This window comes from Streptomyces sp. NPDC050806, assembly GCF_055586425.1.
In genome coordinates this window covers 48,377-74,395 of record NZ_JBVJIF010000002.1, presented here as the reverse complement: position 1 = coordinate 74,395, position 26,019 = coordinate 48,377, and the positions used below count along the sequence as shown (strand labels likewise).

Annotated in this window: 23 protein-coding genes and 1 pseudogene; 6 read left to right on the top strand and 18 right to left on the bottom strand. The window is 72.1% G+C overall.

Features of this window, described 5'->3' with window-relative positions; genetic code table 11:
* Nucleotides 1-350 precede the first annotated feature (350 nt).
* The 9 genes and pseudogenes from ACZ6WH_RS05810 to ACZ6WH_RS05770 form a co-directional block, all read right to left on the bottom strand.
* A complete protein-coding gene (locus ACZ6WH_RS05810) occupies nucleotides 351-1,406 on the bottom strand; it encodes a slipin family protein (protein ID WP_469726376.1) in 1,056 nt (351 codons plus the stop codon).
* Between the two features lie 284 nt (nucleotides 1,407-1,690).
* Nucleotides 1,691-2,590 carry a S1 family peptidase gene (locus tag ACZ6WH_RS05805; RefSeq protein WP_361563343.1) on the bottom strand — a complete coding sequence of 300 codons (900 nt, stop codon included), beginning with the start codon at nucleotides 2,588-2,590 and terminating at the stop codon, nucleotides 1,691-1,693.
* Nucleotides 2,591-2,862: 272 nt separating this feature from the next.
* On the bottom strand, nucleotides 2,863-3,651 hold the full coding sequence (locus tag ACZ6WH_RS05800; RefSeq protein WP_469726374.1) for a DUF1684 domain-containing protein: 789 nt from the start codon (nucleotides 3,649-3,651) through the stop codon (nucleotides 2,863-2,865).
* A 149-nt stretch (nucleotides 3,652-3,800) separates the two neighbouring features.
* Nucleotides 3,801-4,193, bottom strand: a pseudogene (locus ACZ6WH_RS05795) (LLM class flavin-dependent oxidoreductase); the annotation flags it as partial.
* Between the two features lie 122 nt (nucleotides 4,194-4,315).
* Nucleotides 4,316-5,293 (bottom strand): ABC transporter substrate-binding protein, encoded by a 978-nt coding sequence (locus ACZ6WH_RS05790; protein ID WP_469726372.1) that lies wholly within the window; start codon nucleotides 5,291-5,293, stop codon nucleotides 4,316-4,318.
* 28 nt (nucleotides 5,294-5,321) lie between these two features.
* A complete protein-coding gene (locus ACZ6WH_RS05785; protein ID WP_469726370.1) occupies nucleotides 5,322-6,083 on the bottom strand; it encodes an amino acid ABC transporter ATP-binding protein in 762 nt (253 codons plus the stop codon).
* Complete coding sequence (locus ACZ6WH_RS05780; RefSeq protein WP_469726368.1) at nucleotides 6,080-6,973, bottom strand: amino acid ABC transporter permease; 894 nt, start codon at nucleotides 6,971-6,973, stop codon at nucleotides 6,080-6,082. The genes ACZ6WH_RS05785 and ACZ6WH_RS05780 overlap by 4 nt, the downstream gene beginning before the upstream one ends.
* Nucleotides 6,957-8,813: an FAD/NAD(P)-binding protein gene (locus ACZ6WH_RS05775; protein ID WP_469726367.1), complete on the bottom strand. Its 1,857-nt coding sequence runs from the start codon at nucleotides 8,811-8,813 to the stop codon at nucleotides 6,957-6,959. The genes ACZ6WH_RS05780 and ACZ6WH_RS05775 overlap by 17 nt, the downstream gene beginning before the upstream one ends.
* Complete coding sequence (locus ACZ6WH_RS05770) at nucleotides 8,810-9,688, bottom strand: amino acid ABC transporter permease (protein ID WP_469726365.1); 879 nt, start codon at nucleotides 9,686-9,688, stop codon at nucleotides 8,810-8,812. Before ACZ6WH_RS05770 ends, ACZ6WH_RS05775 begins: the two co-directional genes overlap by 4 nt.
* Nucleotides 9,689-10,251: 563 nt before the next feature.
* Between ACZ6WH_RS05770 and ACZ6WH_RS05765 the strand changes: the two genes are divergently transcribed.
* The 3 genes from ACZ6WH_RS05765 (at nucleotide 10,252) to ACZ6WH_RS05755 (ending at nucleotide 12,463) form a co-directional block, all read left to right on the top strand.
* Nucleotides 10,252-10,770, top strand: coding sequence for a GNAT family N-acetyltransferase (locus tag ACZ6WH_RS05765; protein WP_469726363.1), 519 nt, complete (start codon nucleotides 10,252-10,254; stop codon nucleotides 10,768-10,770).
* Nucleotides 10,767-11,738, top strand: a complete 972-nt coding sequence (locus ACZ6WH_RS05760) for an ABC transporter substrate-binding protein (RefSeq protein WP_469726362.1) — start codon at nucleotides 10,767-10,769, stop codon at nucleotides 11,736-11,738. Before ACZ6WH_RS05765 ends, ACZ6WH_RS05760 begins: the two co-directional genes overlap by 4 nt.
* Nucleotides 11,739-12,007: 269 nt before the next feature.
* Entirely contained in the window at nucleotides 12,008-12,463 is a 456-nt protein-coding gene (locus ACZ6WH_RS05755) for a cell division protein SepF (RefSeq protein WP_361563313.1), read from the top strand.
* Between the two features lie 52 nt (nucleotides 12,464-12,515).
* Here the strand turns inward: ACZ6WH_RS05755 and ACZ6WH_RS05750 are convergent, their stop codons facing one another.
* Both ACZ6WH_RS05750 and ACZ6WH_RS05745 read right to left on the bottom strand, forming a co-directional pair.
* Nucleotides 12,516-13,703 carry an acyl-CoA dehydrogenase family protein gene (locus ACZ6WH_RS05750; RefSeq protein ID WP_469726359.1) on the bottom strand — a complete coding sequence of 396 codons (1,188 nt, stop codon included), beginning with the start codon at nucleotides 13,701-13,703 and terminating at the stop codon, nucleotides 12,516-12,518.
* 122 nt (nucleotides 13,704-13,825) lie between these two features.
* The gene (locus ACZ6WH_RS05745) at nucleotides 13,826-15,451 is read right to left on the bottom strand and encodes an MFS transporter (RefSeq protein ID WP_432852406.1); all 1,626 of its coding nucleotides are present in this window, start codon (nucleotides 15,449-15,451) and stop codon (nucleotides 13,826-13,828) included.
* 318 nt (nucleotides 15,452-15,769) lie between these two features.
* Here ACZ6WH_RS05745 and ACZ6WH_RS05740 point away from each other — a divergent pair, with 318 nt between their 5' ends.
* Both ACZ6WH_RS05740 and ACZ6WH_RS05735 read left to right on the top strand, forming a co-directional pair.
* A complete protein-coding gene (locus ACZ6WH_RS05740) occupies nucleotides 15,770-16,954 on the top strand; it encodes a hypothetical protein (protein WP_469726358.1) in 1,185 nt (394 codons plus the stop codon).
* A gap of 296 nt (nucleotides 16,955-17,250) precedes the next feature.
* Nucleotides 17,251-18,276, top strand: a complete 1,026-nt coding sequence (locus ACZ6WH_RS05735) for a phosphatase PAP2 family protein (RefSeq protein WP_469726357.1) — start codon at nucleotides 17,251-17,253, stop codon at nucleotides 18,274-18,276.
* 122 nt (nucleotides 18,277-18,398) lie between these two features.
* Here ACZ6WH_RS05735 and ACZ6WH_RS05730 read toward each other — a convergent pair whose 3' ends face one another.
* Entirely contained in the window at nucleotides 18,399-18,614 is a 216-nt protein-coding gene (locus ACZ6WH_RS05730; RefSeq protein ID WP_469726355.1) for an I78 family peptidase inhibitor, read from the bottom strand.
* A 529-nt stretch (nucleotides 18,615-19,143) separates the two neighbouring features.
* Here ACZ6WH_RS05730 and ctaD point away from each other — a divergent pair.
* Nucleotides 19,144-20,841, top strand: coding sequence for an aa3-type cytochrome oxidase subunit I (gene ctaD, locus ACZ6WH_RS05725; protein WP_432852415.1), 1,698 nt, complete (start codon nucleotides 19,144-19,146; stop codon nucleotides 20,839-20,841).
* Here ctaD and ACZ6WH_RS05720 read toward each other — a convergent pair.
* The 6 genes from ACZ6WH_RS05720 to ACZ6WH_RS05695 all read right to left on the bottom strand — a co-directional run bounded on the left by ACZ6WH_RS05720 (nucleotide 20,810) and on the right by ACZ6WH_RS05695 (nucleotide 25,691).
* Nucleotides 20,810-21,766: a helix-turn-helix transcriptional regulator gene (locus ACZ6WH_RS05720; RefSeq protein WP_469726353.1), complete on the bottom strand. Its 957-nt coding sequence runs from the start codon at nucleotides 21,764-21,766 to the stop codon at nucleotides 20,810-20,812. The two genes, ctaD and ACZ6WH_RS05720, sit on opposite strands and share 32 nt — an antisense overlap.
* Nucleotides 21,767-21,849: 83 nt before the next feature.
* Nucleotides 21,850-22,020 carry a hydrophobic protein gene (locus ACZ6WH_RS05715; protein WP_432852421.1) on the bottom strand — a complete coding sequence of 57 codons (171 nt, stop codon included), beginning with the start codon at nucleotides 22,018-22,020 and terminating at the stop codon, nucleotides 21,850-21,852.
* A gap of 91 nt (nucleotides 22,021-22,111) precedes the next feature.
* Entirely contained in the window at nucleotides 22,112-23,005 is an 894-nt protein-coding gene (locus ACZ6WH_RS05710) for a hypothetical protein (protein ID WP_432852424.1), read from the bottom strand.
* A complete protein-coding gene (locus ACZ6WH_RS05705; RefSeq protein WP_469726352.1) occupies nucleotides 23,002-24,261 on the bottom strand; it encodes a glycosyltransferase family 4 protein in 1,260 nt (419 codons plus the stop codon). Before ACZ6WH_RS05705 ends, ACZ6WH_RS05710 begins: the two co-directional genes overlap by 4 nt.
* A 97-nt stretch (nucleotides 24,262-24,358) precedes the next feature.
* Entirely contained in the window at nucleotides 24,359-24,952 is a 594-nt protein-coding gene (locus ACZ6WH_RS05700; protein WP_469726350.1) for a transglycosylase family protein, read from the bottom strand.
* Between the two features lie 151 nt (nucleotides 24,953-25,103).
* Complete coding sequence (locus ACZ6WH_RS05695; RefSeq protein WP_432852432.1) at nucleotides 25,104-25,691, bottom strand: LysM peptidoglycan-binding domain-containing protein; 588 nt, start codon at nucleotides 25,689-25,691, stop codon at nucleotides 25,104-25,106.
* Between the last annotated feature and the right edge of the window lie 328 nt (nucleotides 25,692-26,019).

The window sequence follows — 26,019 nt, the reverse complement described above, 5'->3', positions numbered from 1 at the left end:
TCATCGCGCCCGCCGTACGGCCGGGTGCCGTAGGCGTGCGCGGCCCGCATGTGCTGCCCACCATCAGAAGCCGCGTCCGGCTCGACAGTCGCGTCCATGCCAATGCGCGTCGCCGAGTATTCCCACCCCCCAAGGGCGCGCACAAGACCGAGTTCCGGTCTTGCGTACGACGATTCACCGATCGTCCACGGGTCCTGCACACCGATAACCGCGCATGTCCCTCCCCTTTCCGGTGTCCGGTGAACACGGTGAGCGGCCGGTGGCCACCCCAGGGTGAGGACTACACCTGTCCGGAAACAGACGATCCGCTTCCGCTCACCCGCCACTCGGCGCCCCGGGCCCCCGCCCGGTCACTTCGTGGTGCCGCTCCGGGGCGTCTCCTCGTCGCCGGGCGCCGTCAGCCCCGGGATCTCGGCGCCGGGGACCTCGACCCCCGGCAGTTCGACGCCCGGCAGGTCCTCCGCCGCGTCGAGCGCCACCTCTTCGCGCCGTACATCCTCCGGACCCGCGCCGCCCCGGTCCTCGCGGCGCAGCTCGGCACGGCCCACGTCCTCGGTGCCGTCGTCGCCGTGGTCCCCCGCGTCCCTGTTGCCGGCGCCGCTCGCGGGCCGGGTCCGCTCGTACGCCTCCGTCTGCGCCTGGGCCTGGAGGCCGGAGCGTTCCAGGAAGCGGAGCAGCTCGACGGGGAAGGGCAGGACGAGGGTGGAGTTCTTCTCGGCGGCGACCGCCACGACGGTCTGCAGCAGGCGCAGTTGCAGGGCGGCGGGCTGGTCGGACATCTGCTGGGCCGCCTCGGCCAGTTTCTTGGAGGCCTGCAGCTCGGCGTCAGCGTTGATCACCCGGGCCCGCCGGTCGCGGGCCGCCTCCGCCTGCCGGGCCATCGACCGCTTCATGGTCTCCGGCAGCGAGACGTCCTTGATCTCCACCCGGTCGATCTGCACGCCCCAGCCCAGCGCGGGGCTGTCGATCATGACTTCGAGGCCCTGGTTGAGCTTCTCCCGGTTGGAGAGCAGGTCGTCCAGGTCGCTCTTGCCGATGATGGAGCGCAGCGAGGTCTGGGCGACCTGGGAGACGGCGAAGCGGTAGTCCTCGACCTGGACGACCGCGTCGGCGGCGTCCACGACCTTGAAGTAGACCACCGCGTCCACCCGGACCGTGACGTTGTCGTGGGTGATGCCTTCCTGGGCCGGCACGGGCATCGTCACGATCTGCATGTTGACCCGGCGCATCCGGTCCACGAACGGGATGATCATGGTGAAGCCGGGCCCGCGGACCGGCGCGGTGAGGCGCCCGAGCCGCAGGACGACGCCGCGTTCGTACTGTTTGATGACCCGGGCCGCGGCCGCCGCGTACACGGCACCCGCCGAGGCCAGCGCCACCCCGGTCGCCACCAGTTCCTCGACCATCACGACCCCCTAGCACAGGCTGCCGGCCGTCCGAGTCGCACGTAGTTACACCGTATGCCCGGTTGCCGCAAGGGTCGAGTGCGGATAGGCACCCCGTCTTCTCCGGCAGGGAAATAACGGAGCCCCGTCCGCGGGGGGGCCGCACATCAAGGGGCCCCCGCTCGCCGCGGCGAGCGGGGGCCTACTGCTGCTGGCTGCAGTCCAGTGGCGCAGTATTCCTCAGTACGTGCCCGGGGCCGGGAACACTCATCCGGCCAGGGGGAAGTGCCAGGGCGTACTCAGGGTCAGTACACGCTCACGCCGTAGGCGCTCAGCGCCTCCGTGACGGGCTGGAAGAACGTGGTGCCGCCGGAGGAGCAGTTGCCGCTGCCGCCGGAGGTCAGGCCCAGCGCCTTGGTGCCGGAGTACAGCGGGCCGCCGCTGTCGCCGGGCTCGGCGCAGACCGTGGTCTGGATCATGCCGTAGACGACGTCGCCGCCGCCGTAGTTCACGGTCGCGTTCAGGGCGGTGACGCGGCCGCTGTGGGTGCCGGTGGTGGAGCCGCGGCGGGTGACGGTCTGGCCGACGGTGGGCGTGCCGGCGCTGGTGATGTCCTGGCCGCCGACGGTGCCCTCATGGGACACGGAGCCGGTGTACTTGATGATGCCGTAGTCGTTGGTCGGGAAGCTGGAGCCGGCGGTCGGGCCGATCAGCGCGCCGCTGCCGGTGGTCCATGACGAGCCGCCCTCGGTGCAGTGACCGGCGGTCAGGGCGTAGTAGGCACCGCTGCTGTTGCGCACGTTGAAGCCCAGCGAGCAGCGCGAACCGGACGTGTAGATCGCGTCGCCGCCCGATATGTACTTCTGGAACTTTCCGGTGGTGCGCTCGAAGCTGAGGGCGCCGGCGTTGACGCCCGCCGCCTTCTTGATCTTCGCTATCTCGGCCTGGGAAACCGTTTTGTCCACCGTGACGACGACGGTGTTCGTCGCCTTGTCGACCCGCCATGCGGTACCCGCGACATCCGCCGCGCGGACCGAGTCATCGGCCGCGGAGAGCTGAGTCGCACTGAACGTGCTCGCCGGCCGCACGTCGGCGCTGGCACTCGGGATGGCAACGGCTCCCGCGACAATCAGGCCGGACGCCACGGCGATCAGCCGGGTGCGTCTGACGACGCCGCTGCGGGGGGTGATGCGCTCGTTCCTCACTTCTTCCTCCGAGGGGAATCGGGGGTCGCCTGTGGGCGGCCCGTGAGGCGCAGTCAGGCAGCACGGGTTCCGTTTTCCGCGTGCCCCTGACAAGCGCTGGACGGGAGTCTGGAGTGTCCGCGCCCGGTGCGCAAGAGGCTGTTTCCGGTCCGGCGCATGCCACATGGCCCCGGCAGCGGGGGTTTTGGCTGCCGGGGCGGTGGGTCCGGTCCCCTCGGTCGGATCTTCGACGCGCAGCGGTCCGGGACGGTTCCCGCGGACCGGTTTGCGGCTCAGTGACCGGCGCTGAGCTGCCGTTCTCCGGCGCGCAGGGCGAACGGGAGGGTGTTGCCGGGCGGCGGGAAGGGGCAGATGAAGTGGTCGGCGAAGGCGCAGGGCGGCAGCAGGGTGCGGTTCAGGTCGACGGTCACGGTGCCGTCGGCGGCGGGCGCGGGCGGCCGCAGGAACCGGAAGCGGTAGCTGTCGGTCCCGCTGGTGGCGTCCGCGAGCACGGCCCACAGCGAGCCGTCTGCCTCCACCGCGACCTGGAGGGTGTGTTCCGCCCCGTCGACCGTGAAGGCCAGTTCGCCGCCGAGGCCCAGGCCCCGGTCCCGGCCGTCGGCGTTCGGCACCTGGACGCTGCGCGCCTGCGCGTACGGGCGGAACCGGCCGGTCAGCCGCCACCGCTCGTCGTACGGGAACGCGTCGATGCCGGTGAAGGCGCGCAGCGCGGCGGAGTCCGGGTCGAAGACCCGCACGGCCCCCTGGCCCTCGCGCCGCAGGACGACCAGGCGCCGGTCGCCGTGCGCGACGCGGGCCTCCTCCGGCGCGGGGTCCGGGCCGAGCCGTACCTCGCCGGTGAACGGGGCGCCGTCCAGCGTCAGCCCGTCCCCGGCGCCGGCGGTCAGCCGGACCGCCCCGCCGTCCTCGGCCCAGTGGCCGGGGACGCCCTCGATCCGGCCGTCGGGGTGGTCGGCGAGCCAGTGCGTACCGGTCAGCGCCAGCGGCCCGTACGGCCCCGCGACGGTCCGTTCGCGCAGCTCGCGCCAGGTCCGCCAGTCCTTCTCCGCTTCCGTGCTCATGGCGGTCAACCCTTCCATACCGGGCCGCGCGCGGGCTCCGGGAGGCCCGGGTGCGAACGGAGTGTGTTCCCCTCGTACTCGGTACGGAACGCGCCTCGTTCCTGCAGCAGCGGTACGACCCGGTCCACGAAGTCGTCCAGGCCGCGGGGGGTGAGATGCGGTACGAGGATGAAGCGCTGCCCCCGGTGCGCGAACGGCCGCGGCGTCCCGTCGTCGGACCAGGAGTCCCACAGTCCGCGCGCGGTGGCGACGCACTCGGCGGCGCGGGGGTACCTGCCCGCGTGGTCGGGACAGCCGCCGCGCCGGAGGTTCTCACCAGTGAACGCGTCGGAGGAGGTGACGGCGTTCCAGGCGGCGCGCCCCGCGCTGAGGTGGACCAGGGTGGCCGGCCGCCGGGCCGGTTCGTCGCGCAGCCGCAGCCCCTCGGTGAGGAAGAAGAAGTCGAAGCGGCCGCGCTCGGCGGTGCGGGTGGCCGGGCCGGCGGGCGGGGCCGGCCAGACCGTTGTGTTGTTCACACCCGGGAAGTGTGCGGCCAGGTGCAGCTGTTGCGTGCGGTGGTCACCAGGGGGCCTCTCCGGTGCGGACGGCGGCGTAGCGGCCGGCCGGGCGCTCCACTCCGAGGTGGTCGCGGAGGGTGCCTTCGGTGCGAAGGGCGGAATACGGGTCATCGCGCGGTCCTGGGCAGTCCGCGCGGGTTGATCTCCGACGTCCGCACGGCCTCGTTCGCCAGGCCCCAGCGGGCGAGCACCTTCTTGTAGGCGCCGTTGTCAATGACGTGCTGGAGGGCCGCCGCGTAGGGCTTCACCAGCCCGTTGCCCTTCTTCGTGGTGGCGGCGATCTTGTCCTGTACCTGGTCGCCGCCGCCGGAGAAGGTGCCGGCGATCTCGGTCTGCCCGGCGGTGGCCACGTGGTACGCGGAGGTCGGGTGGGGCCCGAAGTAGGCGTCGATGCGGCCGGACTGGAGGGCGAGGTAGTAGTCGGAGGTGTTCTGGTAGTACGCGATGTCGACCGGCTTGCGGCCCGCCTTCTCGTTCTCCTCGCTCCAGTCCACGAGGATCTTCTCCTGGTTGGTGCCGGAGCCGACGGCGATCTTCTTGCCCGCGACGTCCTTCGCGCCGCGCACCTTCCAGTGGCTGCCCTTGCGGGCCTCCATGGCCAGTTCGTCCAGCCGGTAGGTGGCGAAGTCGTACTTCTCCTTGCGTTCCTCGGTGACGGTGACGTTGGAGAGGACGCCGTCGAGCTTGCCGCTGTCCAGGCCGACGAAGAGGTTCTCCCAGGACAGCGCGTGGAAGCGGGGTTTCAGGCCGAGGGTGTCGGCGATGAGGGTGGCGAGGTCCCGTTCGACGCCGATCAGGGTGCGGTCGTCGGTGGCGTAGAAGCCCAGCGGCGGGTTGCTGCCGGTGCTCAGGCCGAACTGGAGGGTGCCGCGCGCACGGACCCCGGCGGGTACCTGTGCGGCGATCTCCGGGGCCTTCTCGACGTGGATGCGGTGCTGGTCGGGGCCGGTGTTGATCCTCGGCTTGGCGCCGCCGCCCCCGGGCGGGGCGTCCAACGGCGCCGCCTCGCCCTTGCCGCAGGCGCTCAGCAGCAGCGATCCGGCGGTGAGCGCGAGGGCGGTGGTCAGGGCGCGGCGGCGGTGCACGGGCGTGCTCCTTCTGGTGCGTGGCATGTCAGAGGACCTTGGAGAGGAAGGCTTTGGTGCGCTCGTGGCGCGGTGCGTCGAGCACCTGGGAGGGCGGGCCCTGTTCGACGATGCGGCCGTCGTCCATGAAGACGACGGTGTCGGCGACCTCGCGGGCGAAGCCGATCTCATGGGTGACGACGATCATGGTGGTGCCCTGGTGCGCCAGATCCTTGATGACGTCGAGGACCTCGCCGACCAGTTCGGGGTCGAGGGCGGAGGTCGGCTCGTCGAAGAGGAGCAGCTTCGGTTCCAGGGCGAGCGCGCGGGCGATGGCGACGCGCTGCTGCTGGCCGCCGGAGAGCTGCTTGGGGTACGCACCGGCCTTTTCGGTGAGGCCGACGCGTTCGAGCAGCCGGTGGGCGGTGGCCTCGGCGTCCTTCCGGGACCTCTTGAGGGCCGAGACGGGGGCCTCGGTGATGTTCTCCACCACGGTGAGGTGCGGGAAGAGGTGGAAGTTCTGGAAGACGAAGCCGATCTGGGTGCGCTGCTTGAGGATCTCGCGTTCGCGCAGCTCGTACAGCTTGTTCCCGGACCGGCGGTATCCGACCAGCACCCCGTCGACGCTGACCTGGCCGCTGTCCACCTTCTCCAGGTGGTTGACGGTCCGCAGCAGTGTGGACTTGCCGGACCCGGACGGGCCGAGTACGACGGTGACCTCGCCGGTCCGGACCGTGAGGTCGATGCCGCGCAGCACCTCCACCGGTCCGAAGCTCTTGGTCACGGACCTGATGTCGACCATGGCGCTCATCGCGAGGCCCCCTTTGCGAAGTGTCGTTCGATGTAGTGCTGGAGTACGGAGAGGGCGCCGGTGAGCAGGACGTACCAGACGGTGGCGACCATCAGCAGGGGCACGACCCGGCCGTTGCGGCCGTAGACGACCTGGACCTGGTAGAAGAGTTCGCCGATCGCCATGACGGAGACGATCGAGGTGCCCTTGAAGAGGGAGATGACCTCGTTGGCGGCGTTCGGCAGGATCGCGCGCATGGCCTGCGGCAGCACGATGCGCCGCAGTTGGCGCAGCCGGGGGATGCCGAGCGCGGCGGCGGCCGCGAGCTGGCCGCCGTCCACGGCGAGGACGCCGCCGCGCACGATCTCCGCCGCGTAGGCGGCCTGGTGCAGGGCGAGTCCGAGGACCGCCGCGCTCATGGCGCCGACCAGGTTGACCGTCTCGAAGGAGAGGAAGCCGGGGCCGAACGGGATGCCGAGGTCGATCCGCTTGTAGAGGTAGGCGAGGTTGAACCAGAACAACAGCTGGACGATGAGCGGGACCGCGCGGAACACCCAGATGTAGCCGGCCGCCACCACCTTCAGGAACGGGCTGTCCGACAGCCGCATGAAGGCCAGGACCAGGCCGAGGAGGAAGCCCAGCGCGGTGCCGTAGAGGGTCAGTTGGAGGGTGGTGCCCACCGCGCGCAGGATCGTCCCCGTGGTGAAGAACTGCGCGAACACCCCCCACTCCCAGCCGGGGTTGGTGACCAGTCCGTGGACGAACTGGGCGAGCAGTACGGCGGTGAGGGCGACGGCCGCCCAGCGCGCCGGGTGGCGTACCGGTACCACCTTCAGGGCAGGGGGGTCGGCGCTCCGCGGCGCGGCGCGCTCCGGGGCGTCGGCGGCGGGTGCGTCACTGGTCAGCGGCATGGTGTTCCTTGGGAATGCGGGCGGCGAGGAAGGCGAGCAGGGTGCGGGCCGTCGCGTCGTTCTGGCGGAAGGAGGGGGCGTTGGTCCCGGGCCGGGTGAAGGCGCCGGAGGCACGGGCGTCGGTGTGCGGGCCGAGCGCGAAGCGGCGCGGGTGGGCCCGGCCCGCGCGGTCCAGGACCCGGCCGTCCGCGGCGTCGACGCGCAGCAGCCCGCCGGGCGTGGCGGCGGCGCCGTCGGCGTACAGGTCGCGCAGGAGCGCGTCCCGGCTGTGCGTGACGGAGGGCGCGGGGAGCCGGGCCTCCACCAGTGCGCGGGCGGTGACCCCGGTGCCGGGCAGGCTCGCGCTGCCCGCGCGGAAGAGGCCGGCCTCCTCGTCGGCGGTGACGGTGATGTCGGCGCCGAGGAACTTCACGACACCGGCCCGGGAGAGGGCGAGCAGCTGCCGCAGCCGGGGGCCCGGCGGGCCGGAGGCGAGGTAGCTGAAGAAGCCGTGCCACCACGGGCCGAGGTCGCCGAACCGGGTCAGCTGCCCGTAGACGGACAGCAGCGCGAGGAACACGGCCTGGTCGGGGCTGTACGCCGGGTCGTGGCGGCGGTCCAGGTCGGCCTGGATGTACGCGCGCAGGCCGTCCTGCAGCGCCGCCTCGCTCGCGAAGCGCACTCCGGTCAGCGGGCGGTCGAGCGTGTCGAGGTCGAGGCGGTCGGCGGGATCGGGCACGGAGGCGGCGACGAGGGCGTGGAGTGCGGCGCTGCCGGGGTCGGCGGCGGCGTACTTCTCCTCGAAGTCGGTCCAGTGGACGGCGGTGCGCTCGGGGTGGGCGGTGAACAGCCGGTGGTAGTGGGCGAACCCCAGCTCCTTGGCGATGAGCGGCCGGACGTCGCGGGTGAAGTCGGGGCCGCCGGGACGGGCGAGCAGCTCCTCCACCTCGGCGGGCCCCAAGAACCGCGGCAGTGGCGGCCGTTCGCCCGGCCAGCCGTAACCGATCTTGGAGTGGTACGGGACGCCGCGGCGCGACCCGACGTGCAGCACCGGCTCCTCCCCCGACGGCAGGTACGCGAGCTGTCCGTCGGGCCGGGTCAGGTAGCGGCCGCCGCGGCCCTCGGTGAGCAGGATCGTCAGGTCGACGAAGGCCAGACCCATGCCCCGGACCAGGACCGGCTCACCGGCCCGCAGCCCGGACAGGTCGCTGTCGGCGGTGAAGTCCGGCGGCAGGTAGGTGAGTCCGTGGGTGGCGGCGAAGGAGGCCAGCGCCCGCTGTTCGGGCGGGGGTTCGGAGCCGAGGTGGCCGAGGGTGAGGACGACGAGGTCGGCGACGAGCGGGGTGGGGCGGCCGGCGAGCCATACCTGCTGGCGGCCGTCGCGCGGTCCGGCGACGCGGACGGCGCGGTGCCGGTGCTCGTGCACGGTGACCCGGGGCGGCAGGGCCTCGACCGTGCGGTCGTAGACCCAGCCGAGGTAGTCGCCCTGGAGCCGGCGGTCGGCGAAGTCGCGCGGCCCCAGCGCGCCGGCCGCTTCGGCGGTTCCGGGCGGCACGGTGCCGGTGGCGGTGCCGTCCCCGGCCCGCCGGGCCCAGGCGGCGAGGGTGGGTCCCGCGCGGACCGGGCCGGCCATCTCCACCGACTCGTCGGTGAACATGGTGACGTCCTCGGCGGTGGAGTTCATCCACAGCAGCGGGGACTGGTCGTGCCGCCAGATCCGGCCGCCGCCGGGCGGGTGCGGATCGACGAGGTGGATGTCCAGCGGCCGGTCGCCGTACAGCTCGGCGGCGTTGGCGGCGATGCGTTCCAGCAGCCCGGTCCCCCGCGGCCCGGCTCCCACGATCACCACCGACGGCCTCATCGGGCGCGCTCCGCACCGCGTGCGTAGTGCCGCTCCACGTAGAACTGGCCGACGCTCAGCACCGAGGTGACGACGACGTACCAGATGGTGGCGACCAGCAGCAGCGGGATGACCTGGTAGGTGCGGTGGTAGACCAGCTGCACGGAGTACAGCAGGTCCTGGACCGCGATCACGGAGACGATCGAGGTGCCCTTGAGCGTGCCGATCAGCATGTTCCCGGCGGGCGGCACGATCGCGCGCATGGCCTGCGGCAGCACGACCCGCCGGCCGCGCCGCCACCGGCTCAGGCCGAGGGACTGCGCGGCCTCCAGCTGGCCGCGGTCGACGGAGAGGATGCCGCCGCGCACGACCTCGGCGGCGTACGCGGCCTCGTGCAGGGTGAGGCCGATGAGGGCGACGGTGATCGGGCCGAAGAGGTTCACCGTCTTCACACCGAGGATGTGCGGGTACAGCGCCCCGATGTTGAACCAGAACAGCAGCTGCACCAGGACCGGCATCGAGCGGAACAGCCAGACGTAGCCCCAACCGACGCCTCTGAGCACGGGGTTGGCGGAGAGCCGCATCGCGGCGAGCAGGGTGCCCAGCGCGAAGCCGAGCACCATGACCAGTGCGGTGAGCCAGAGCGTGAGCCACAGGCCGCGCAGGACGGCGGTGGTGAAGAAGTAGCCGGCGACCACGTCCCACTGGAAGGCGTCGTTGCGGACGACCGAGGTGGCGGCGAGCGCGAGGAGGGCCAGGACGAGGGCTGCGGCGGCCCGTTGGCCGGTACGGCGGCGCGGGACGATGCGGGGCGCCTCGTCGGCACCGGTTTTCGGGGGCTGCGGTGCCGGGGCAAGGGTGTCGAGGGTGCCGGAGACCGGCTGGGCGGAAGGCATGCGAAGGCTCCGTGGATGCAGAGATCGAACACGGGAGTGGTGCGCCTTCACACAGGCTCAAGAAGCGGTCGTGCCCCTCAGCACGGCCGTCCTTGAGGCTATGGCGACGCCACGGCGCACTGTCAAGCCCGTCCGCATCCTGAGATTTGAGTCTCGGTCACAGTTGACGCGGAAACGGATGCCTGTTCCACTTAGCGGCATGTACTCATGGCAGCGGCTGGTCACCCGCGACCACATCGACTTCGGTCGAGTGTGGTCGTCGTCCTGTTGAGCTGACCCCCTGCACCATGCCCGCCGCCCTCTTCGGCCGGGCCGTTTCGCGGTTTTGATCGCCTTTCCCCGATCCCGCCGCGCCTTCACACACTTCCGCGCCTCCCTCGGCGCACCCTCCCCTCGCTCTTCCCCGTTCCTTCGGCCCGCTCGAAGAAGGGCGCGAACACCATGCGCTTCGGCGTCATGACATTGATCGACAACATCCCGGACGCGGTGTGGCGACCGGCCACCGGCCTGGTCCTGCCGGTACTGCGCAAGGAGGCGCCCGACACGCTGCCCCGGGACCGCCCGTGACCGCGCCGGCACCGCACCCCACCGAACTGACGGTGCATCACACCACGGTGACCGACCCACTGGCCCGCCCGCTGCTCGCGGAGCTGACGCATGAGTACAGCACCCGCTACGAGAAGCCGGTGGACCTGGACCGGGAGTACCCGCCCGAGGAGTTCGGCCCGCCCGGCGGCGCCTTCCTGCTGCTCCTGGAGGACGGGGCGCCGGTGGCCGGGGGCGCGTACCGGCGGTACGACACCGCGACCGCGGAACTGAAACGGATCTGGACGCACTCGGCGCACCGCCGCCGCGGACTGGCCCGCCGCGCCCTGCGGGTGCTGGAGCAGGACGCCGCGCGGCGCGGCTACACCCGCCTCTACCTGACCACCGGGCCCCGCCAGCCGGAGGCCAAGGGCCTGTACCTGGCCGCCGGTTACCGCCCGCTCTTCGACCTCACCGCCGACCCGGAGTCGATCGGCCCGCTGCCGTTCGAGAAGGACCTGCCGGCCGGCCACCACCTGGAGACCCCGACGCCATGAAGCCGCACAGAATCCGCGCCGCCGCCCTGCTCACCGCAGCCGCCCTCGCCCTGACCGCCGCCTGCGCCACCCCCGACGGCGGCGGCGCCCGGCCGGCGGCGGCCGGGGGCGGGACCGAACCGAGGATCCCGACCACCGATGTCACCACGGACGTGAAGAAGGACCCGGCCGCAGCGGAACTGCTCCCGGCCGAGGTACGCACACGCGGCACCCTCACCCTCGCGGCCAGCGTCGGCGGCTCCCCGCCCGGCGCGGCCTACCTGCCGGACGGGAAGACCGTGGCGGGGCAGGACATCGACTTCGCCAACGCCGTGGGCAAGGTGCTCGGGCTGCGCCTCAAGCGCGAGGTGGCGAGCTTTGAAGCGATCCTGCCCGCCCTGGGGAGCGGCAAGTACGACCTGGGGACCGGCAATTTCGGTGTCACCCGGGAGCGCAAGCGGACCATCGACTTCGTCACCTACATCAATGACGGCCAGGGGTTCGCGGTCCGCGAGGACAGCCCGCTGAAGAAGGTCACCGACCTGAGGCAGCTGTGCGGAAGGACGGTGGCGACCTCGGCGGGCACCACCTTCGAGGCCACCCTGGAGCGCCACCGCCCCCACTGCGCGGCGGCCGGGAAGAAGCCGTACGAGGTCAAGACGTACGCCGATCAGGGCGCACTGTGGATCTCCCTCCGGCAGGGCCGCAGCGACGTGGTGATGAGCACCATCAACGGGCTGCGTTATGCGGTGCGGCAGCAGGAGGGGCTGCGGTTCCTCAACGAGTACCAGCGGCTCGACGTGGGATTCGCCTTCAAGAAGGGCAGCGATCTCACCCCCGCCTTCCGGGCCGCGGTGAACCGGCTGCAGAAGGACGGCACGTACGACCGCATCCTGAAGAAGTGGGGCACCGAGGGCTCCGCGATCGACGCCTCCCGCATCAACCCGCCGGCCCAGGGACAAGAGGCGGCACGGCACCGCCCGGCATGACATATGCCCAGGTCCCATCCGTGCGGATGCATTCTTGCCGTTATCTTTCGATCTGTCCTGCCGGGCGGGTCCGAGGGGGCGCGCACGCCGTGTGACACCCTTCGCACAGTCAGTTCGCGGTCATCGCCTTGGAGCTGACGCTGTGCCATCCTCATTGCACCAGATGTGTCACGAACCCCCCATGCGGCGGCTATCCACTTGGCACATCATCCGCGTCATGGCCGACCATAGAGGGGCGGACAGCACACCGCGGGAGAGAGGAGGCGTCCATGGGATCGGTGCGCAAGGCGAGTGCGTGGCTTGGCCTCGTCGACGACAACGATGACGAGCGTTACTACGACGACGACTACGCCGAGGGGTCCGAGCCCGAACAGACGGGCGGCAACTCCTGGGTGACCGACCCTCGGGTGCGGGTGGCCGACCAGTCGGCACAGGAGCAGGGCACCCGGATCGCCACGGTCACCCCGGACGGCTTCCGGGACGCCCGTGGGATCGGTGAGCTCTTCCGGTCCGGTGTGCCGGTCATCGTCAACCTCACGGCGATGGATTCCGCCGACGCCAAGCGGGTCGTGGACTTCGCGGCGGGGCTGACCTTCGGACTGCGCGGCTCGATCGAGCGCGTGGCGACCCGGGTCTTCCTCCTCACACCGCCCGACTACCGGGTCGTGAGCGGCGGCGACGTCACGGGCCGCCGGCGCGAGGGCGGTTTTTTCAACCAGAGCTGAGTGTGCCCTTGCGGATCGGCGGCCGCCGGTCCGCAAGAGCACACCGGCCCGCTCACCGGAAGGCGTCGAGCCCGGTGAGCGCCTTGCCCAGCACCAGCTGGTGCATTTCCACGGTGCCCTCGTAGGTGAGCACCGATTCCAGGTTCGTCGCGTGCCGCATGACCGGGTACTCCAGCGAGATCCCGTTGGCGCCCATGATGGTGCGCGAGGTACGGCAGATCTCGATCGCCTCCCGCACGTTGTTGAGCTTGCCGAAGCTGACCTGCTCCGGGCGGAGCCGCCCCGCGTCCAGCCGGCTCCCCAGGTGGTGCGCGAGCAGGACGCCCTTGTGCAGCTCCACGGCCATGTCGGCGAGCTTGGCCTGGGTGAGCTGGAAGCCGCCGATCGGCTTGCCGAACTGCTCGCGGCTCTTCGCGTAGTCCAGTGCCGCGTCGAAGCTGGCGCGAGCCGCGCCCATCGCGCCCCAGACGATGCCGTAGCGGGCGTGGCTGAGGCAGCTGAGGGGGCCGCGCAGGCCGGTGACCTCGGGCAGTACGGCGTCGGCGGGCAGCCGGACGTCGTCCAGGACCAGCTCGCTGGTGACCGAGGCGCGCAGCGACCACTTGTGCTTGATCTCGGGGGCCGAGAAGCCGGGTGCGTCGGTGGGCACGACGAAGCCGCGGATGCCGTCGTCGGTGCGGGCCCAGACCACCGCGACGCCGGCCACCGAGCCATTGGTGATCCACATCTTGCGGCCGTTGAGGATCCAGTCCGAGCCGTCGCGCTTGGCATGGGTCCGCATGTTCGCGGGGTCGGAGCCGTGGTCCGGCTCGGTGAGGCCGAAGCAGCCGATGACCTCGCCGGCGGCCATCTTCGGCAGCCACTGCTGCTTCTGCTCCTCGGAGCCGAACTTCCAGATCGCGTACATGGCGAGCGAGCCCTGCACGGAGACCAGCGAGCGGATGCCGGAGTCGGCGGCCTCCAGTTCCAGGCAGGCCAGGCCGTACTGGACGGCGGTGGCGCCGGCGCAGCCGTAGCCGGTGAGGGACATGCCGAGGGCGCCGATCGAGCCCAGCTCACGGGCCAGCTCGCGGATGCCGGGCAGCTCGCCGGCCTCGTACCACTCGGCGATGTGCGGCAGCACCCGGTCGGCGGCCCACTGCCGGACGGTGCCACGGACGGCCTTGTCCTCGTCGGAGAGGAGGTCGTCGATGCCCAGCGGGTCGGCCGGGTCGAAGGGCGGCAGGGTGGATGCGGACATGGCGAGGGCCTCCTGCGGCTGCGCGAAAAACTAGCAGTGGTAGTTATTGCTTACGGCAGACGTTACGACGCGCGCGGACGCGCCACAAGAGGGCCCGGGTCCGGGCCCGGGAGAACGGCGGCTCAGCGCCCGGAGGAGGCGGTGGCCCGCTCGGACTCGTGACCGGGGCCCGCGGCGTCGCCGTCGGCACGCTCCGAAGGGTCGGCGGCACGCCGGGGCAGCCGCAGCGCTATCGCCGCGCCCACCAGCAGCAGCACCGCACTGGCCACGAGGGTGACGTGCAGGCCGTGCACGAAGGACGCGCGGGCCGCCTCGCGCAGCGCGCGGCGCGCGTGTCCGCCGAGGTCACCGGCCACCTGGTACGCCTCGCCGAGGGAGTGCCCCGCGGCGCGGCTCGCCCGGTGCGGCACCCCGGCGACGTGGTGCAGGCCGGGCGCGTAGACGGCGTTCATCACGCTGCCGAGCAGGGCCACGCCGATGCCGGCGCCGAGCTGGTAGGAGGTCTCGCCGATGGCGGCCGCTCCCCCGGACGCCTCGGCGGGCGCCTCACTGAGCATCGACTCGTACGCCCCGAAGAGCGTGGCCTGGAAGCCGAAGCCGAGCAGGACGAAGCCGGCGGACAGCTGCCAGGGCCGGTCGTCCGTACCCATCGTGGTCAGGCAGAGCACCGCGACGGCGGTGAGCACGAAGCCCGCCGAGACCATCACCCGCGGGCCGAGCCGCGTCAGCATCCGGGAGCCGGTGAGCCCGGCCGCCATCGCGGCGAAGACCAGGGGCAGCATCCGCAGGCCGGTCTCCAGCGGGCTCATGCCCAGTACGAGCTGGAGGTACTGCACGGCTATGAGCTGGAGGCCGACCAGCGCCAGCATGGCCAGCACGATGCAGCCGACGGACGTGCCGAACGCCGGGCGGGCGAAGAGCCGCATGTCGATCAGCGGGTGCTCGCGGCGCCGCTGGCGGCGGACGAAGAGGGCGAGCAGCAGCGCCCCGACGAGGATCGGGCAGAGCGTGGTCCAGCCCACGACGGGCGCCCCGCTGCCGATCTGCTTCACGCCGAAGACCAGGCCGAGCACGCCGAGCGCCGCGACGACCGCGCCGAGCACGTCCCACGGACCGTTGCGCTCGCCCCGGGACTCCGGCAGCATCCAGCGGCCGACCAGCAGCATCACGGCCATCATCGGGATGTTGATGAGGAAGACCGAGCCCCACCAGAAGTTCTCGACCAGGAAGCCGCCGAGCACCGGGCCGACGGCAGCGCCGACCGCGGCGACCGCGCTCCACACGCCGATGGCCACGGCCCGCTCACGCCGGTCGGGGAAGACCTGGCGCAGGATCGACAGCGTCGCCGGCATGATCATCGCGCCGCCGACGCCGAGCAGCGCCCGCGCCACGATGAGGATCTGCGGGTTGGGCGCCAGCGCGGCACCGGCCGAGGCGATCGCGAAGAGTCCGTAGCCGAAGAGCAGTATCCGGCGTCTGCCGACCCTGTCGCCCAGCGTCCCGAAGAGGATGAGCAGGGACGCCGCGATGAGCGGATAGACGTCGACGACCCAGAGCAGTTCGACCGGCCCCGGCCGCAGGTCCTCGGTGACGGCCGGCACGGCGACGTACAGGATCGTCGTGTCGAGGGCGACGAACAGCAGGCTGACGCAGAGCACGATCAGCACGGTCCAGCGGTTCGCGCCGCCGCCGCGATGCCGGGTGACACCAGCCGTCCGCTCTTTGCCGGACGTGGTCGTCCCGGACATGTACGCACCTCCTGTCGAGCACTCGCAGCCGCGCACGACGGCACGACGAACACCCCGGGGGAACCGGCGGCACGGGCGAGTTGTGAAGAAAGCCTACGCGAGTCGCCGGGCGGGACACATGGCTCACCTCACGATGAGATGCTCATCGCAAGGACCGGTGGGTGTCATACCCATTGCGCAGGGCACTCGCTACCATTCGCCGCCGACTCCTTCGGGTGACCCCCGCATCGCCCGGCACGGCCCGCCACCCGCAGCGCGCCCGCCCCGTTCCGGCCATCGTGACCACGCGACCCCCGGGCCACCTGGATAATCGGATTGATGACCGATCTCGCTTTCTCCGCCACCGCGGGTCCGGCTGCGGCAGGCAGAGGTGCCGGGGCCGCGCTGCGCCGCGCCGCGCCCGCCCTGGTGGCGTACGCGGCGATCCGACTACTGGGCCTCGTGGTCCTCGCCGCCTGGTCGGCAGCGGCCGGCAAGGACTGGCAGACCCTGCTCGCCGCCCGCTGGGACTCCCTCTGGTACACCCGCGTCGCCGAGCACGACTACGGCTACGCCGTCCAGCTGCCCGGCGGCGAGGTCCACTCCAACCTCGCCTTCTTCCCCCTGCTGCCCTGGCTGGAGCGGGGCCTGTCGGGGCTGCTGCCGCTCTCCGCGGCCGGCGCCGGGCTGCTGGTGAGCTGGACCGCCTCGCTGGCCGCCGCCTGGGCGCTGTACGCCACGGGTGAGCGGCTGCACGGCCCGCGCGGCGGGATCACGCTGGCGGCGCTGTGGGCCGCGGTCCCGATAGGCATCGTGCAGTCCATGGCGTACTCGGAGGCGCTGTTCACCGCGCTCGCGGCCTGGGCGCTGTACGCCGTGCTGTCCGGCCGGTGGGTGTGGGCCGGCGTGCTGACCTCGCTGGCCGGGCTGACCCGGCCGGTGGGTGCCGCGGTCGTCGCGGCCGTCTGGGCCGCCGCCGCGCTCGCCCTGTGGCGCGAGCGGGCCCGCGACGGGCGGGTGACCTGGCCCCGGCACGGCAGGCTGCTCGCCGGCGTGGCGCTCGCCCCGCTCGGCTGGTGCGGCTTCTTCCTGTGGGTGGGGGCCCGGCAGGGCAGCCTCACCGGCTACCTCGACGTCCAGGCGGGCTGGGACAACGGCTTCGACGGCGGCCTGGCGTTCGCCGCCTTCACCTGGCGGCTGCTGACGGGGCCTGCCTTCCCCGCCGGGCTCGCGCTGGTCGCCGGGGTCCTCGCGGTCGTCTGGCTGTACGTGCTCGGCGTGCGGCAGGGCCGGCCGGTGCCGCTGCTGGTCTACGGCGGCCTCGTGCTGGCGCTGGCGCTGACCGCCAAGGGGTACTTCGGCTCCAAGCCGCGGCTGATGCTGCCGGCGTACCCGCTGCTGCTGCCGCCCGCCGCCGCGCTGGCCCGGTGGCGCCCCCGGTACGCGGCGGCCGTCCTCGGCGTGCTCGCGGCCGGCTCCGCGGTGTACGGCGCGTACTGGCTGAACGGCTCGGGTCCGCCGTGACCCCCCGCACGGGCCTTCCGCCGGGTGACCGGGGAACTTCCCTCCGTGACCCCGGTGCACCGGCAAACGTTCCGTGACGCCCGGGGAAATCCGCGATAAACACCGCCACGGGGAAATGCATTAGATCTGCGGACCGGCGGCCACTCGGATGCCGCGCGAGAGAAAGAGCGATTTAGTGAATTCTCTTGGCAGGGCCCTGGCGAATGGCTTGTTTGAGACGCATTCCACATCACATCGTCATTACAAAGCCCACGGTTTGACCAGGCACCTACATCACACGCGGTAACGTCGATTGAGTGCGTACCGATGAGAAGCCCGACCAGAGGGAAGGGCGCTGGAGCGAGCTGGCCCGGCCGTATATGACACGAACACGCCACTGGCTGTTCGGCGGCACCGTGGCCGTCTACGCGGCGATCGTGCTGGGCGTGCTGACGACTTCCTGGCTGGTCACCCTCGACTGGCAGATCATGCTCTTCCGGCCGTACAAGCAGTGGCCGGACATCCACGCCTTCCTCGACTACTTCGTGGTGCTGGGCCAGCGCGGCCCCACCGCGGTCGCGGTGGCCGCGTGGCTGGTCTGGCGCTGCTGGCGGCAGCGGAACCTGCACCCGCTGCTGGTGCTCGGCGTCGCCCTGCTGATGCTCAACGTCACCGTGGGCGCCGCGAAGATCGGCATGGGCCGGCTCGGACCGCACTACGCGACCGCCATCGGCACCAACGAGATGTGGCTCGGCGGCGATATATTTCCGAGCGGTCACACCGCGAATGCCGTGGTCACCTGGGGCGTCCTGGCGTACCTGGCGACCACCCCGCTGCGTCGCAGGATCCTTTCGGTCATCGCCGCGCTCGGCGCGCTCGGCGTCGGCATGACCACCGTCTACCTGGGCACCCACTGGGTCAGCGACGTGCTGCTGGGCTGGGCCGCCGGCCTCCTGGTGCTGCTCGCCCTCCCCTGGTGCGAGCCGGGCATGGCCTGGGCCGAGGCCCGGCTGATGGCGGTGGTCTGGCGGCTGCGTGCCCAGCTGGGCGGCGCGCCGCGGCCCGTCCCGGTGCCCGCGAGCCCGGCGGGCGTCACCTCCGGTGTCGCCGGGCGGCGTGCCGTCGGCGAGGACGGCGTCCTGGTCCGCGAGGCCGCGGTGGCCGGCGGCCGGCAGGCCCGCTCGCCGGAGGCCTGGCCGCACCACCCCGCACGGCCGCACACGGCGCGCTCGGAGCGCACTCCGGTCACCCCCTCGGGCAGCCGAAGACCGCCGCACGCCGACCGTGCCCCGCGCACCGCGCCGGTCACCACGACCGCCCGCGGCCGCTCGCAGGGCAGCTGACACGACAGACGTGCGGGGCCGGTACGCACACACCCCCGCACCCCGACGGCCCCGGCGGCTCCTTCACGGAGCCGGCCGGGGCCGTCGTCGTAGGGGGCGTGCCGGGCCGCCGGGCCCGCCGGTCAGCCCTTCCAGGAGCGGTGCACGGTGCCGTCCTTCACTTCGAAGTTCAGCCGGCCCGCGAGGTACTCCATGGTGATGATCGCGCCCGGGGGCAGCGACCTGACGGTGCTCCAGCCGTGCTCGCGGGCCCGGTCCTCGGCCCGCTGCCGGTCCAGGCCGACATAGGTCTCCACGTCGTCGTCCGGTTCTTTCGGAAGGTTCGGTACAGGCGCCATGACGCCACCGTATGCCTCATCCGGCGACCCGCGGAAGGCCGGTACTGACACACCCGGGTGTTCCCGGTGTCCGGCATTGGTCACACTTCTGTCACAGCCCGCCGGGACCGGTTTAACGCCACTTCCCGCACCCTGACGAGCGGCTCCGGTATCACTTCGGCCACGCGAAAACCCGGCCCGATTTCTTCTTGATCGTATTCTTCGAACGGGCCCGCACAACTGCCGTCGCGGGCCGGAAATCAATCGCCGCGAGGCGCCCGATTCCCCTTACCCGATACGCGTTATCGGACGTCCCGTAATCTTCCGACGGCTCACACTCCGCTCACATTTCCCGCACAACACCCCGGCCCGCGGGAGGCGTACGACGGGCCTTCGGGGGTACGCGGCAGCACTCGTGAGCACGGTGGCGGGAACGCCCGACGCACCCTCGCGCAAAGGGTGTTGCGGCGCGCATGATGAGGCGAGCCCCCGTACGTCCCGCCGTGGTGGCGGGCCCTGGTACGTCCTGACGACGAACGAGGTGGCACGAATGGGAACAGTGGCACCGGAGGCGACTGCCGGGAGGGCGGCGGCCCGTCGGCCGGGCAAGGTGGTCGTCAGCTGGCTGACGACCACGGACCACAAGAGGATCGGCCATCTCTACCTGATCACCTCGTTCGGCTTCTTCCTGGCCGGCGGGGTGCTGGCCCTGCTGATGCGGGCCGAGCTGGCCAGACCGGGGCTCCAGATCGTCGGCAACGAGGGCTTCAACCAGGCCTTCACCCTGCACGGCACGATCATGCTGCTGCTGTTCGCCACCCCGGCCTTCGCGGGCTTCGCCAACGAGATCATGCCGCTGCAGATCGGCTCGCCCGACGTGGCGTTCCCCCGGCTGAACATGCTCTCGTACTGGCTGTTCCTCTTCGGCGGCCTGATCGTGCTGGGCTCGCTGCTCACCCCGACCGGCGGCGCGGCCTTCGGCTGGACCGCCTACGCGCCGCTGAACTCCATGGTCCGCTCCCCCGGTATCGGGGCCGACATGTGGATCATGGGGCTGGCGCTGTCCGGCTTCGGCACGATCCTGGGCGCGGTGAACTTCCTGACCACGATCATCGGGATGCGGGCGCCGGGCATGACGATGTTCCGGATGCCGGTCTTCACCTGGAACGTGCTCTTCACCTCGATCCTCGTCCTGCTCGCCTTCCCCGTGCTCGCGGCGTCCCTGCTGGTGCTGGAGGCGGACCGGCGGTTCGGCTCGGTGGTGTTCGAGGCGGAGTGGGGCGGAACGCTGCTGTGGCAGCACCTCTTCTGGTTCTTCGGGCACCCCGAGGTCTACATCATCGCGCTGCCGTTCTTCGGCATCGTCACCGAGATCATCCCGGTCTTCGCACGGAAGCCGATCTTCGGCTACACGATGCTGGTCGCCGCCACCATGGCGATCACGGCGCTGTCGCTGATGGTCTGGGCGCACCACATGTTCGCCACCGGCGCGGTGCTGCTGCCGTTCTTCTCGCTGCTGTCCTTCCTGATCGCGGTGCCCACGGGCGTGAAGTTCTTCAACTGGATCGGCACGATGTGGCGGGGCTCGCTCTCCTTCGAGACGCCGATGCTGTGGGCGGTCGGCTTCCTGGTGAGCTTCCTGTTCGGCGGGCTGACCGGCGTCATCCTGGCCTCCCCGCCGCTGGACTTCCACGTCACCGACACCTACTTCGTGGTGGCCCACTTCCACTACGTCGTCTTCGGCACGGTGGTCTTCGCGACGTTCGCCGGCTTCTACTTCTGGTGGCCCAAGTTCACCGGCAGGATGCTCGACGAGCGGCTGGGGAAGATCCATTTCTGGACGCTGTTCGTCGGCTTCCACACCACGTTCCTCGTCCAGCACTGGCTGGGCGTGGAAGGCATGCCGCGCCGGTACGCCGACTACCTCGCGGCCGACGGCTTCACCGCCCTCAACACCGTCTCCTCGATCGGCGCCTTCCTGCTGGGCCTGTCGACGCTGCCGTTCCTCTACAACGTCTGGAAGACCAGCAAGTACGCGCCCAAGGTGGACCTGGACGACCCCTGGGGGTACGGCCGTTCGCTGGAGTGGGCCACCTCCTCGCCCCCGCCGCGCCACAACTTCCTCACGATGCCCCGCATCCGCTCCGAGTCCCCGGCCTTCGACCTGCACCACCCGGCGACCGTACGCAGCGCCCTCGCCGAGGAGGACGCCCGGCTCAGGCCGACGCCCGGGACAGACGCGCACTGATCTCGCGCACCCGGTCCGCGAGTTCGGCGGGCTCGCGGACCGCGAACTCGAAACCGGTCATCGCCAGGAGCACCACCAGCGCGTCCAGACTCTGCGCCCCGGTCCGCAGCAGGCAGCTGCGCGCGTCCACCTCCTCCAGGGTGCCGACCGTGGGCGATATGCGCTGTGCGGCCTCCGCGCGCGGCGCGTGCAGCAGGACGGTCGCGGACACCGCGTACGCGGCCGTGGAGACGCCCTCGGAGACATAGGCCGCCAGGTCCTCGGCGGGCGGCTCGCGGGGCGCCACCCGCGGGCCGTGCGGCGGGGTCGGGGTGATCCGGTCGGCGCGGAAGGTGCGCCAGTCCGCCCGGCCGGTGTCCCAGGCGACGAGGTACCAGCGGCGCTGGGCGCTGACCAGGCGGTGGGGTTCGACGGTGCGGCGGCTGACCGTGCCGTCGTGCGCGGCGTACGCGAAGCGCAGCTGCTGTCCGTCGCGGCAGGCGGCGGCCAGTTCGGTGAGCACGGCGGCGTCCACCCGGGGTCCTGCGCTGCTCACCAGCGGGACGGTGAAGGCGTTCAGGGCGCCGACGCGGCGCCGCAGCCGGGCCGGGAGCACCTGCTCCAGCTTGGCCAGCGCCCGGACGGAGGTCTCCTCGATGCCGGCGACGCCGCCGGCGGCCGCGGTGCGCAGTCCGACCGCGACCGCGACGGCCTCCTCGTCGTCCAGCAGCAGCGGCGGGAGCTCGGCGCCCGCACCCAGTTGGTAGCCCCCGGCGGTGCCGGGGGCCGAGTGCACGGGGTAGCCGAGCTCCCGCAGCCGTTCTATGTCACGCCGGACCGTGCGGGGCGTCACGCCCAGCCGGTCGGCGAGGTCCGCACCGGACCACTCACGGTGGGCCTGCAACAGGGACAGCAGGCGGAGCAGTCGTGCCGAGGTCTCCAACATGCGGCAGAGTCTGACAGCGGTTGCGGACAACTGTCGTCCGCAACCGCTGTCTCAGTGCTCCGCCGTCGGCGGTGTCCACGCCGCTACCAGCGGTACCAACGCGACCGACCGCCTCCCGCACTCGTCGTACGGAACAGGAAGCCGAGCAGCCACACGACGAGCACCGCAACTGCGATCCACCACAGTGCCTTGAGTGCGAAACCGGCACCGAACAGGATCAATGCGAGCAGCAGGACCAACAGGACAGGAACCATGTTTTTGCACCTCCGCCCTCCGAGTGCCCCGTTCGTCGCGGGTCAATCGGGGGCGCGTGAGGTACTCGGGGCGCAGTCGTCACGGGAGGGGTCAGGACGGCTCCTGGTCCCCCGCGACCTGGACGGAGAGATCGTTGTCGACCGTGAAGTACGGGCCGACGCGGACCTGTCCGCCCGGAGCGCCGATCGGCATCGCCGGGTACGTGAAGATCTGCTTCTTGTCCGGTACGTCGTCCAGGATCCGCGAGATGCGGACCGGCTCGGCTCCCTCACCGGTCCGCACCCACAGATCCCACCGCTCGGTACCGGACCGCCAGTGACCGGCCAGCGGACCGTGCGGCAGGACGAACGCGAAGTCCGGCCCCTCGCCCCGCAGCGGGATCGTGACCGTGTGCTCGTCGTGCCGGGCCCGGGCCTCGGCGGTCGCGCCGGCGGCCAGCGCGGCGCCGTAGAGCCGGCCCTCGACGGTGATGCCGTCGGGGGCGACCTGGATCTCGCCGGCCTCCGCGTGCGGGCCGCGCAGCCAGCTGCGCAGGGCGAGGTTGCCGTACTTGGTGGCGTACGGGATCCGGACGCCGAGCCGGCCGATGGCGGCCAGCGGGCGCCGGTCCACCAGCGACCGCAGGTCGTTGAGGCCGGGCAGCAGGCGCTGCGGGTCCTCGGCGTCCCCGAGGTCGGCGTAGACGTTCCAGCGGCCTTCGGGCAGGGCGACCGTGCTGGGCAGCACGGCGCGCAGCCGGCCCGAGCCGGTCGGCCCGAGCGGCAGCCGGATCTCGTCCGCCGGGCTGTCGCCGCCGCGCAGCCGGAGCACCAGCGCCGCGCTCCAGACCGTGCCGGCCTCCTCGCCGGCCGACTCGGGAACGGCGATGTCGAAGGTGAGACCGCCCGCGGAGTCCGCGATGCAGTCGGCGCGCAGGGCGGTCCGCCGCGGCTGCCGGGTGCCGGACCCGGTGCCGGTGGCGGGCAGTTGCATCGACGCGCTCATGCCGTCCGCACTCCTCTCAGTGCGGCGTGCGCCGCGTCCTTGGTGGCGTAGGCGCCGCTCAACAAAGCTCCTCTGGTGCGGTGGACCGTGGCGCGCAGCGCGCCCCGGCCGCCGCCGGTGGTCAGGTCGCCGAAGAGCGATTCGTACCGGCCCGCGATCCGTGCGGGATCGAAGCGGGCGGATCGCTCCAGCGCGGCCCGGCCCATGCGCTGCCGGCGCTCGTCGTCGTTGATCAGCTCCAGCAGCGCGCCCGCGACGGCGCTCTTCCTCCCGACCGGTACCAGCCGGCCGTCCACGCCGTCCTCGATGATCTCGCCGGGACCGTGCGGACAGTCGGTGGAGACCACCGGCAGCCCGCACCGCATCGCCTCCACAATCGTCATCCCGAAGGACTCCAGGCTGGAAGTGACCGCCGCGATGGACCCCTTGGCCCATTCCGGGTCGAGCGGGTTGGCCGGGCCCATCAGGTAGACGTGGTTGTACAGGCCCAGGTCGTCGATCAGGGCGCGCAGCGCGGCCTTCTCGACGCCGCCGCCGTAGATCCGCAGCCGCCAGTCCGGGCGCCGCTCGACCACCGTGGCGAAGGCCCGGATCAGCAGGTCGTACCGCTTGACCCTGGCCAGCCGACCGGCCGCGACGACCCATTTGCCGGTGCCGTCGGCGGGCTGGATGCCGGGCGCCGGGACGCTGTTGGGCACGGCCTCGATGCGCACGCCGGGCAGCCGCAGCCGCTTGCGGTAGGACCGGGCGTCCGCCTCGGTCACCGTGGTCACCGCGTCCAGCCGCGGATAGACCGCGCGCAACTGGCGGGTGAGCGCCCGGCCGTGCGTGTCGAGGGTGAGGTGCTCCTGCCCGACGCGTGCCACGCCCCGCTTGGCCTGCCGGGCGATGTGGACGTTCAGTCCGGGCCGCGTCCCCACCACGACGTCGGCCTCCAGGGACCGCAGATGGGCGGCGATACGCCGGTCGGTGAGCTCGCTGTACTGCCGGAAGCGGCCCTCGGACGACGGGAAGACCCGGGCCTCCCGCAGGAACGCCGGGTCCTCCCCGTCGTACCCGGGGCTGTCCTTGCGGAGGTCGACGAGATGCCGCAGCCTGACCCGCGCACCGGGCTCGAAGACCGGCACATCACGGTGGCGGAAGACAGACACGACCTCGACGTCGTGCTGCTCCGACAGCGTGCGGGCGAGGTTGTACGTCGTCCGGATCGTGCCGCCGATGCCGTATGCGTTGTGAATCAGGAATGAAATATGCATCCGTCCCCGTACCCCATGGTTTTCGCGCGAACGTAGCCAAGCGTCCGCCTACCAAACGGTTAGACCGAGGCTGGAGGTTTCGGGTTGACTCCTATCGCTATTTTGTTCCGGAAACGTGAGCAAATCGGTAGCTACGGACGGGAACCCCGGAGCGTTGGTTCGCATCCAGGGTGGCGAGTGCCCCCGCCCGCAGTCCGTAGCGCCGCGCGCAGGCCGGCCAGGCACCCCAGCCCTGCTGCTCCTGCACCCGCTCGGCGACCTGGATCTGCTCCTCGCGGGTGGCCAGGTCCGGCCGCGAGGCGAAGGAGAGGCCGCCGGCCGCCTCCCACGTCGACTGCGTGAACTGCAGCCCGCCGTACAGGCCGTTGCCGGTACGGGCGTTCCAGTCGCCGCCGCTCTCGCACTCGGCCAGGCACCCCCAGGGCCAGTCCTCGCGGGAGCATTCGGCGGTGCCCGGCACCCCCTGCGGCACGGTGCGCGGGGCGGCCGCCGGCGGGCCGGCCCCGGCCCCCGCCGGACCCTCGGCGGCGGCCGCCCCGGCGCCGCCGGAGAGCAGGGCCGCGAGCACCGCCAGGGTGAAGGCGGGCCGGCGGACGGCGCGGACAGCGGTGCGCGCACAGCGCGCCGTACGGGCCGGCCACGGGCGGGCCGTCGTACGAAGACTCGGGAAGAACTCCGTCGGTTCGAGCACCGCCGCAGGCTAGCGGCGGTGCGGCGGAGCGGCCGCGCGGCGCGCGCCCGGACGCGCGTGCCCCACCCGGTCGGGTGACCGGGTGGGGCACGCCGCCACCGCCGCGCCGCGGGAAGCGGGGGGACGCACGGACGGTGGCGGCGGGGTCGGATCAGACCGAGAGGTGCTGGCCGGGCATGATCGTGTGCGGATCGCCGCCGATGGCGGACCTGTTGGCCGCGTACAGCGTCCGCCAGCTCACGCCGCGGGCCGCGGCGATCGAGGCGAGCGTGTCGCCCTGCCGGACCGTGTACGAGCCGTCCTGGCCGCCCCGGGAGCGGCCCCGGTCGGCGCGGCTGTCGCGCACCGCCCGCTGCTCGCTCTGCCGGGAGGCGGAGACGTCGCCGCCGGCCGATGGCGCGCTGCCGGAGGCGTTCGCGCGGGCCGAGCACACCGGCCAGGCGCCCCACCCCTGGACCGCCTGCACCTTGGACGCGACCGCGATCTGCTGGGCGCGGCCCGCCTGGTGGGCGCTGGGGGCGTACTTGTGGCCGCCGAAGGCGCGCCAGGTGGAGGCGGTGAACTGCAGCCCGCCGGAGAAGCCGTTGCCGGTGTTGATCTGCCAGTTCCCGCCGCTTTCGCAGGCCGCGATGCGATCCCAGACGCCGCCGTCCGCGGCGCTCGCCCCAGGGGCTGCGGCCAGCAGGGCGAGCGGTGCCACCAGCGCCGCCCCGGCGAGGGCGACGGTTTCGCGACGCATGGAGCCCATTCGAAAAGGCATGGATGTCCTTTCGGAGAGCCCGGGACTCCCCCGGGCGGTGCGCCGCCGGGCACTCAGGACGCCCGTCCGCCGCTCCGCCCCGCCCGCCGAGGGTCCTGCGCGGCGCCGCTCCGCGCGTCTCGTGGGGCGCGGCGCTGCGCTGGTTCGTGCTGCCTTGCTGCGGTACTGCCGGGCTGCCGGCTTGCGGACGGCGGGCGTCCCCGGGCGGTGCTCGGTGCACACGGCCGGAGAATTTAGGGAGCCGCCGGGCACGGCCACAACCAAAGTGCTGTCGGGGCAGGCCAGTCGTGCGTTACTAAAGGTACCG

Bases quoted from the DNA above. Each gene is read 5' to 3' on its own strand.
- ACZ6WH_RS05810 (WP_469726376.1), bottom strand. From the start codon at position 1,406: ATGGTCGAGGAACTGGTGGCGACCGGGGTGGCGCTGGCCTCGGCGGGT.
- ACZ6WH_RS05800 (WP_469726374.1), bottom strand. From the start codon at position 3,651: ATGAGCACGGAAGCGGAGAAGGACTGGCGGACCTGGCGCGAGCTGCGC.
- ACZ6WH_RS05785 (WP_469726370.1), bottom strand. From the start codon at position 6,083: ATGAGCGCCATGGTCGACATCAGGTCCGTGACCAAGAGCTTCGGACCG.
- ACZ6WH_RS05780 (WP_469726368.1), bottom strand. From the start codon at position 6,973: ATGCCGCTGACCAGTGACGCACCCGCCGCCGACGCCCCGGAGCGCGCC.
- ACZ6WH_RS05775 (WP_469726367.1), bottom strand. From the start codon at position 8,813: ATGAGGCCGTCGGTGGTGATCGTGGGAGCCGGGCCGCGGGGGACCGGG.
- ACZ6WH_RS05770 (WP_469726365.1), bottom strand. From the start codon at position 9,688: ATGCCTTCCGCCCAGCCGGTCTCCGGCACCCTCGACACCCTTGCCCCG.
- ACZ6WH_RS05760 (WP_469726362.1), top strand. From the start codon at position 10,767: ATGAAGCCGCACAGAATCCGCGCCGCCGCCCTGCTCACCGCAGCCGCC.
- ACZ6WH_RS05755 (WP_361563313.1), top strand. From the start codon at position 12,008: ATGGGATCGGTGCGCAAGGCGAGTGCGTGGCTTGGCCTCGTCGACGAC.
- ACZ6WH_RS05750 (WP_469726359.1), bottom strand. From the start codon at position 13,703: ATGTCCGCATCCACCCTGCCGCCCTTCGACCCGGCCGACCCGCTGGGC.
- ACZ6WH_RS05745 (WP_432852406.1), bottom strand. From the start codon at position 15,451: ATGTCCGGGACGACCACGTCCGGCAAAGAGCGGACGGCTGGTGTCACC.
- ACZ6WH_RS05740 (WP_469726358.1), top strand. From the start codon at position 15,770: ATGACCGATCTCGCTTTCTCCGCCACCGCGGGTCCGGCTGCGGCAGGC.
- ACZ6WH_RS05730 (WP_469726355.1), bottom strand. From the start codon at position 18,614: ATGGCGCCTGTACCGAACCTTCCGAAAGAACCGGACGACGACGTGGAG.
- ctaD (WP_432852415.1), top strand. From the start codon at position 19,144: ATGGGAACAGTGGCACCGGAGGCGACTGCCGGGAGGGCGGCGGCCCGT.
- ACZ6WH_RS05720 (WP_469726353.1), bottom strand. From the start codon at position 21,766: ATGTTGGAGACCTCGGCACGACTGCTCCGCCTGCTGTCCCTGTTGCAG.
- ACZ6WH_RS05715 (WP_432852421.1), bottom strand. From the start codon at position 22,020: ATGGTTCCTGTCCTGTTGGTCCTGCTGCTCGCATTGATCCTGTTCGGT.
- ACZ6WH_RS05710 (WP_432852424.1), bottom strand. From the start codon at position 23,005: ATGAGCGCGTCGATGCAACTGCCCGCCACCGGCACCGGGTCCGGCACC.
- ACZ6WH_RS05705 (WP_469726352.1), bottom strand. From the start codon at position 24,261: ATGCATATTTCATTCCTGATTCACAACGCATACGGCATCGGCGGCACG.
- ACZ6WH_RS05695 (WP_432852432.1), bottom strand. From the start codon at position 25,691: ATGCGTCGCGAAACCGTCGCCCTCGCCGGGGCGGCGCTGGTGGCACCG.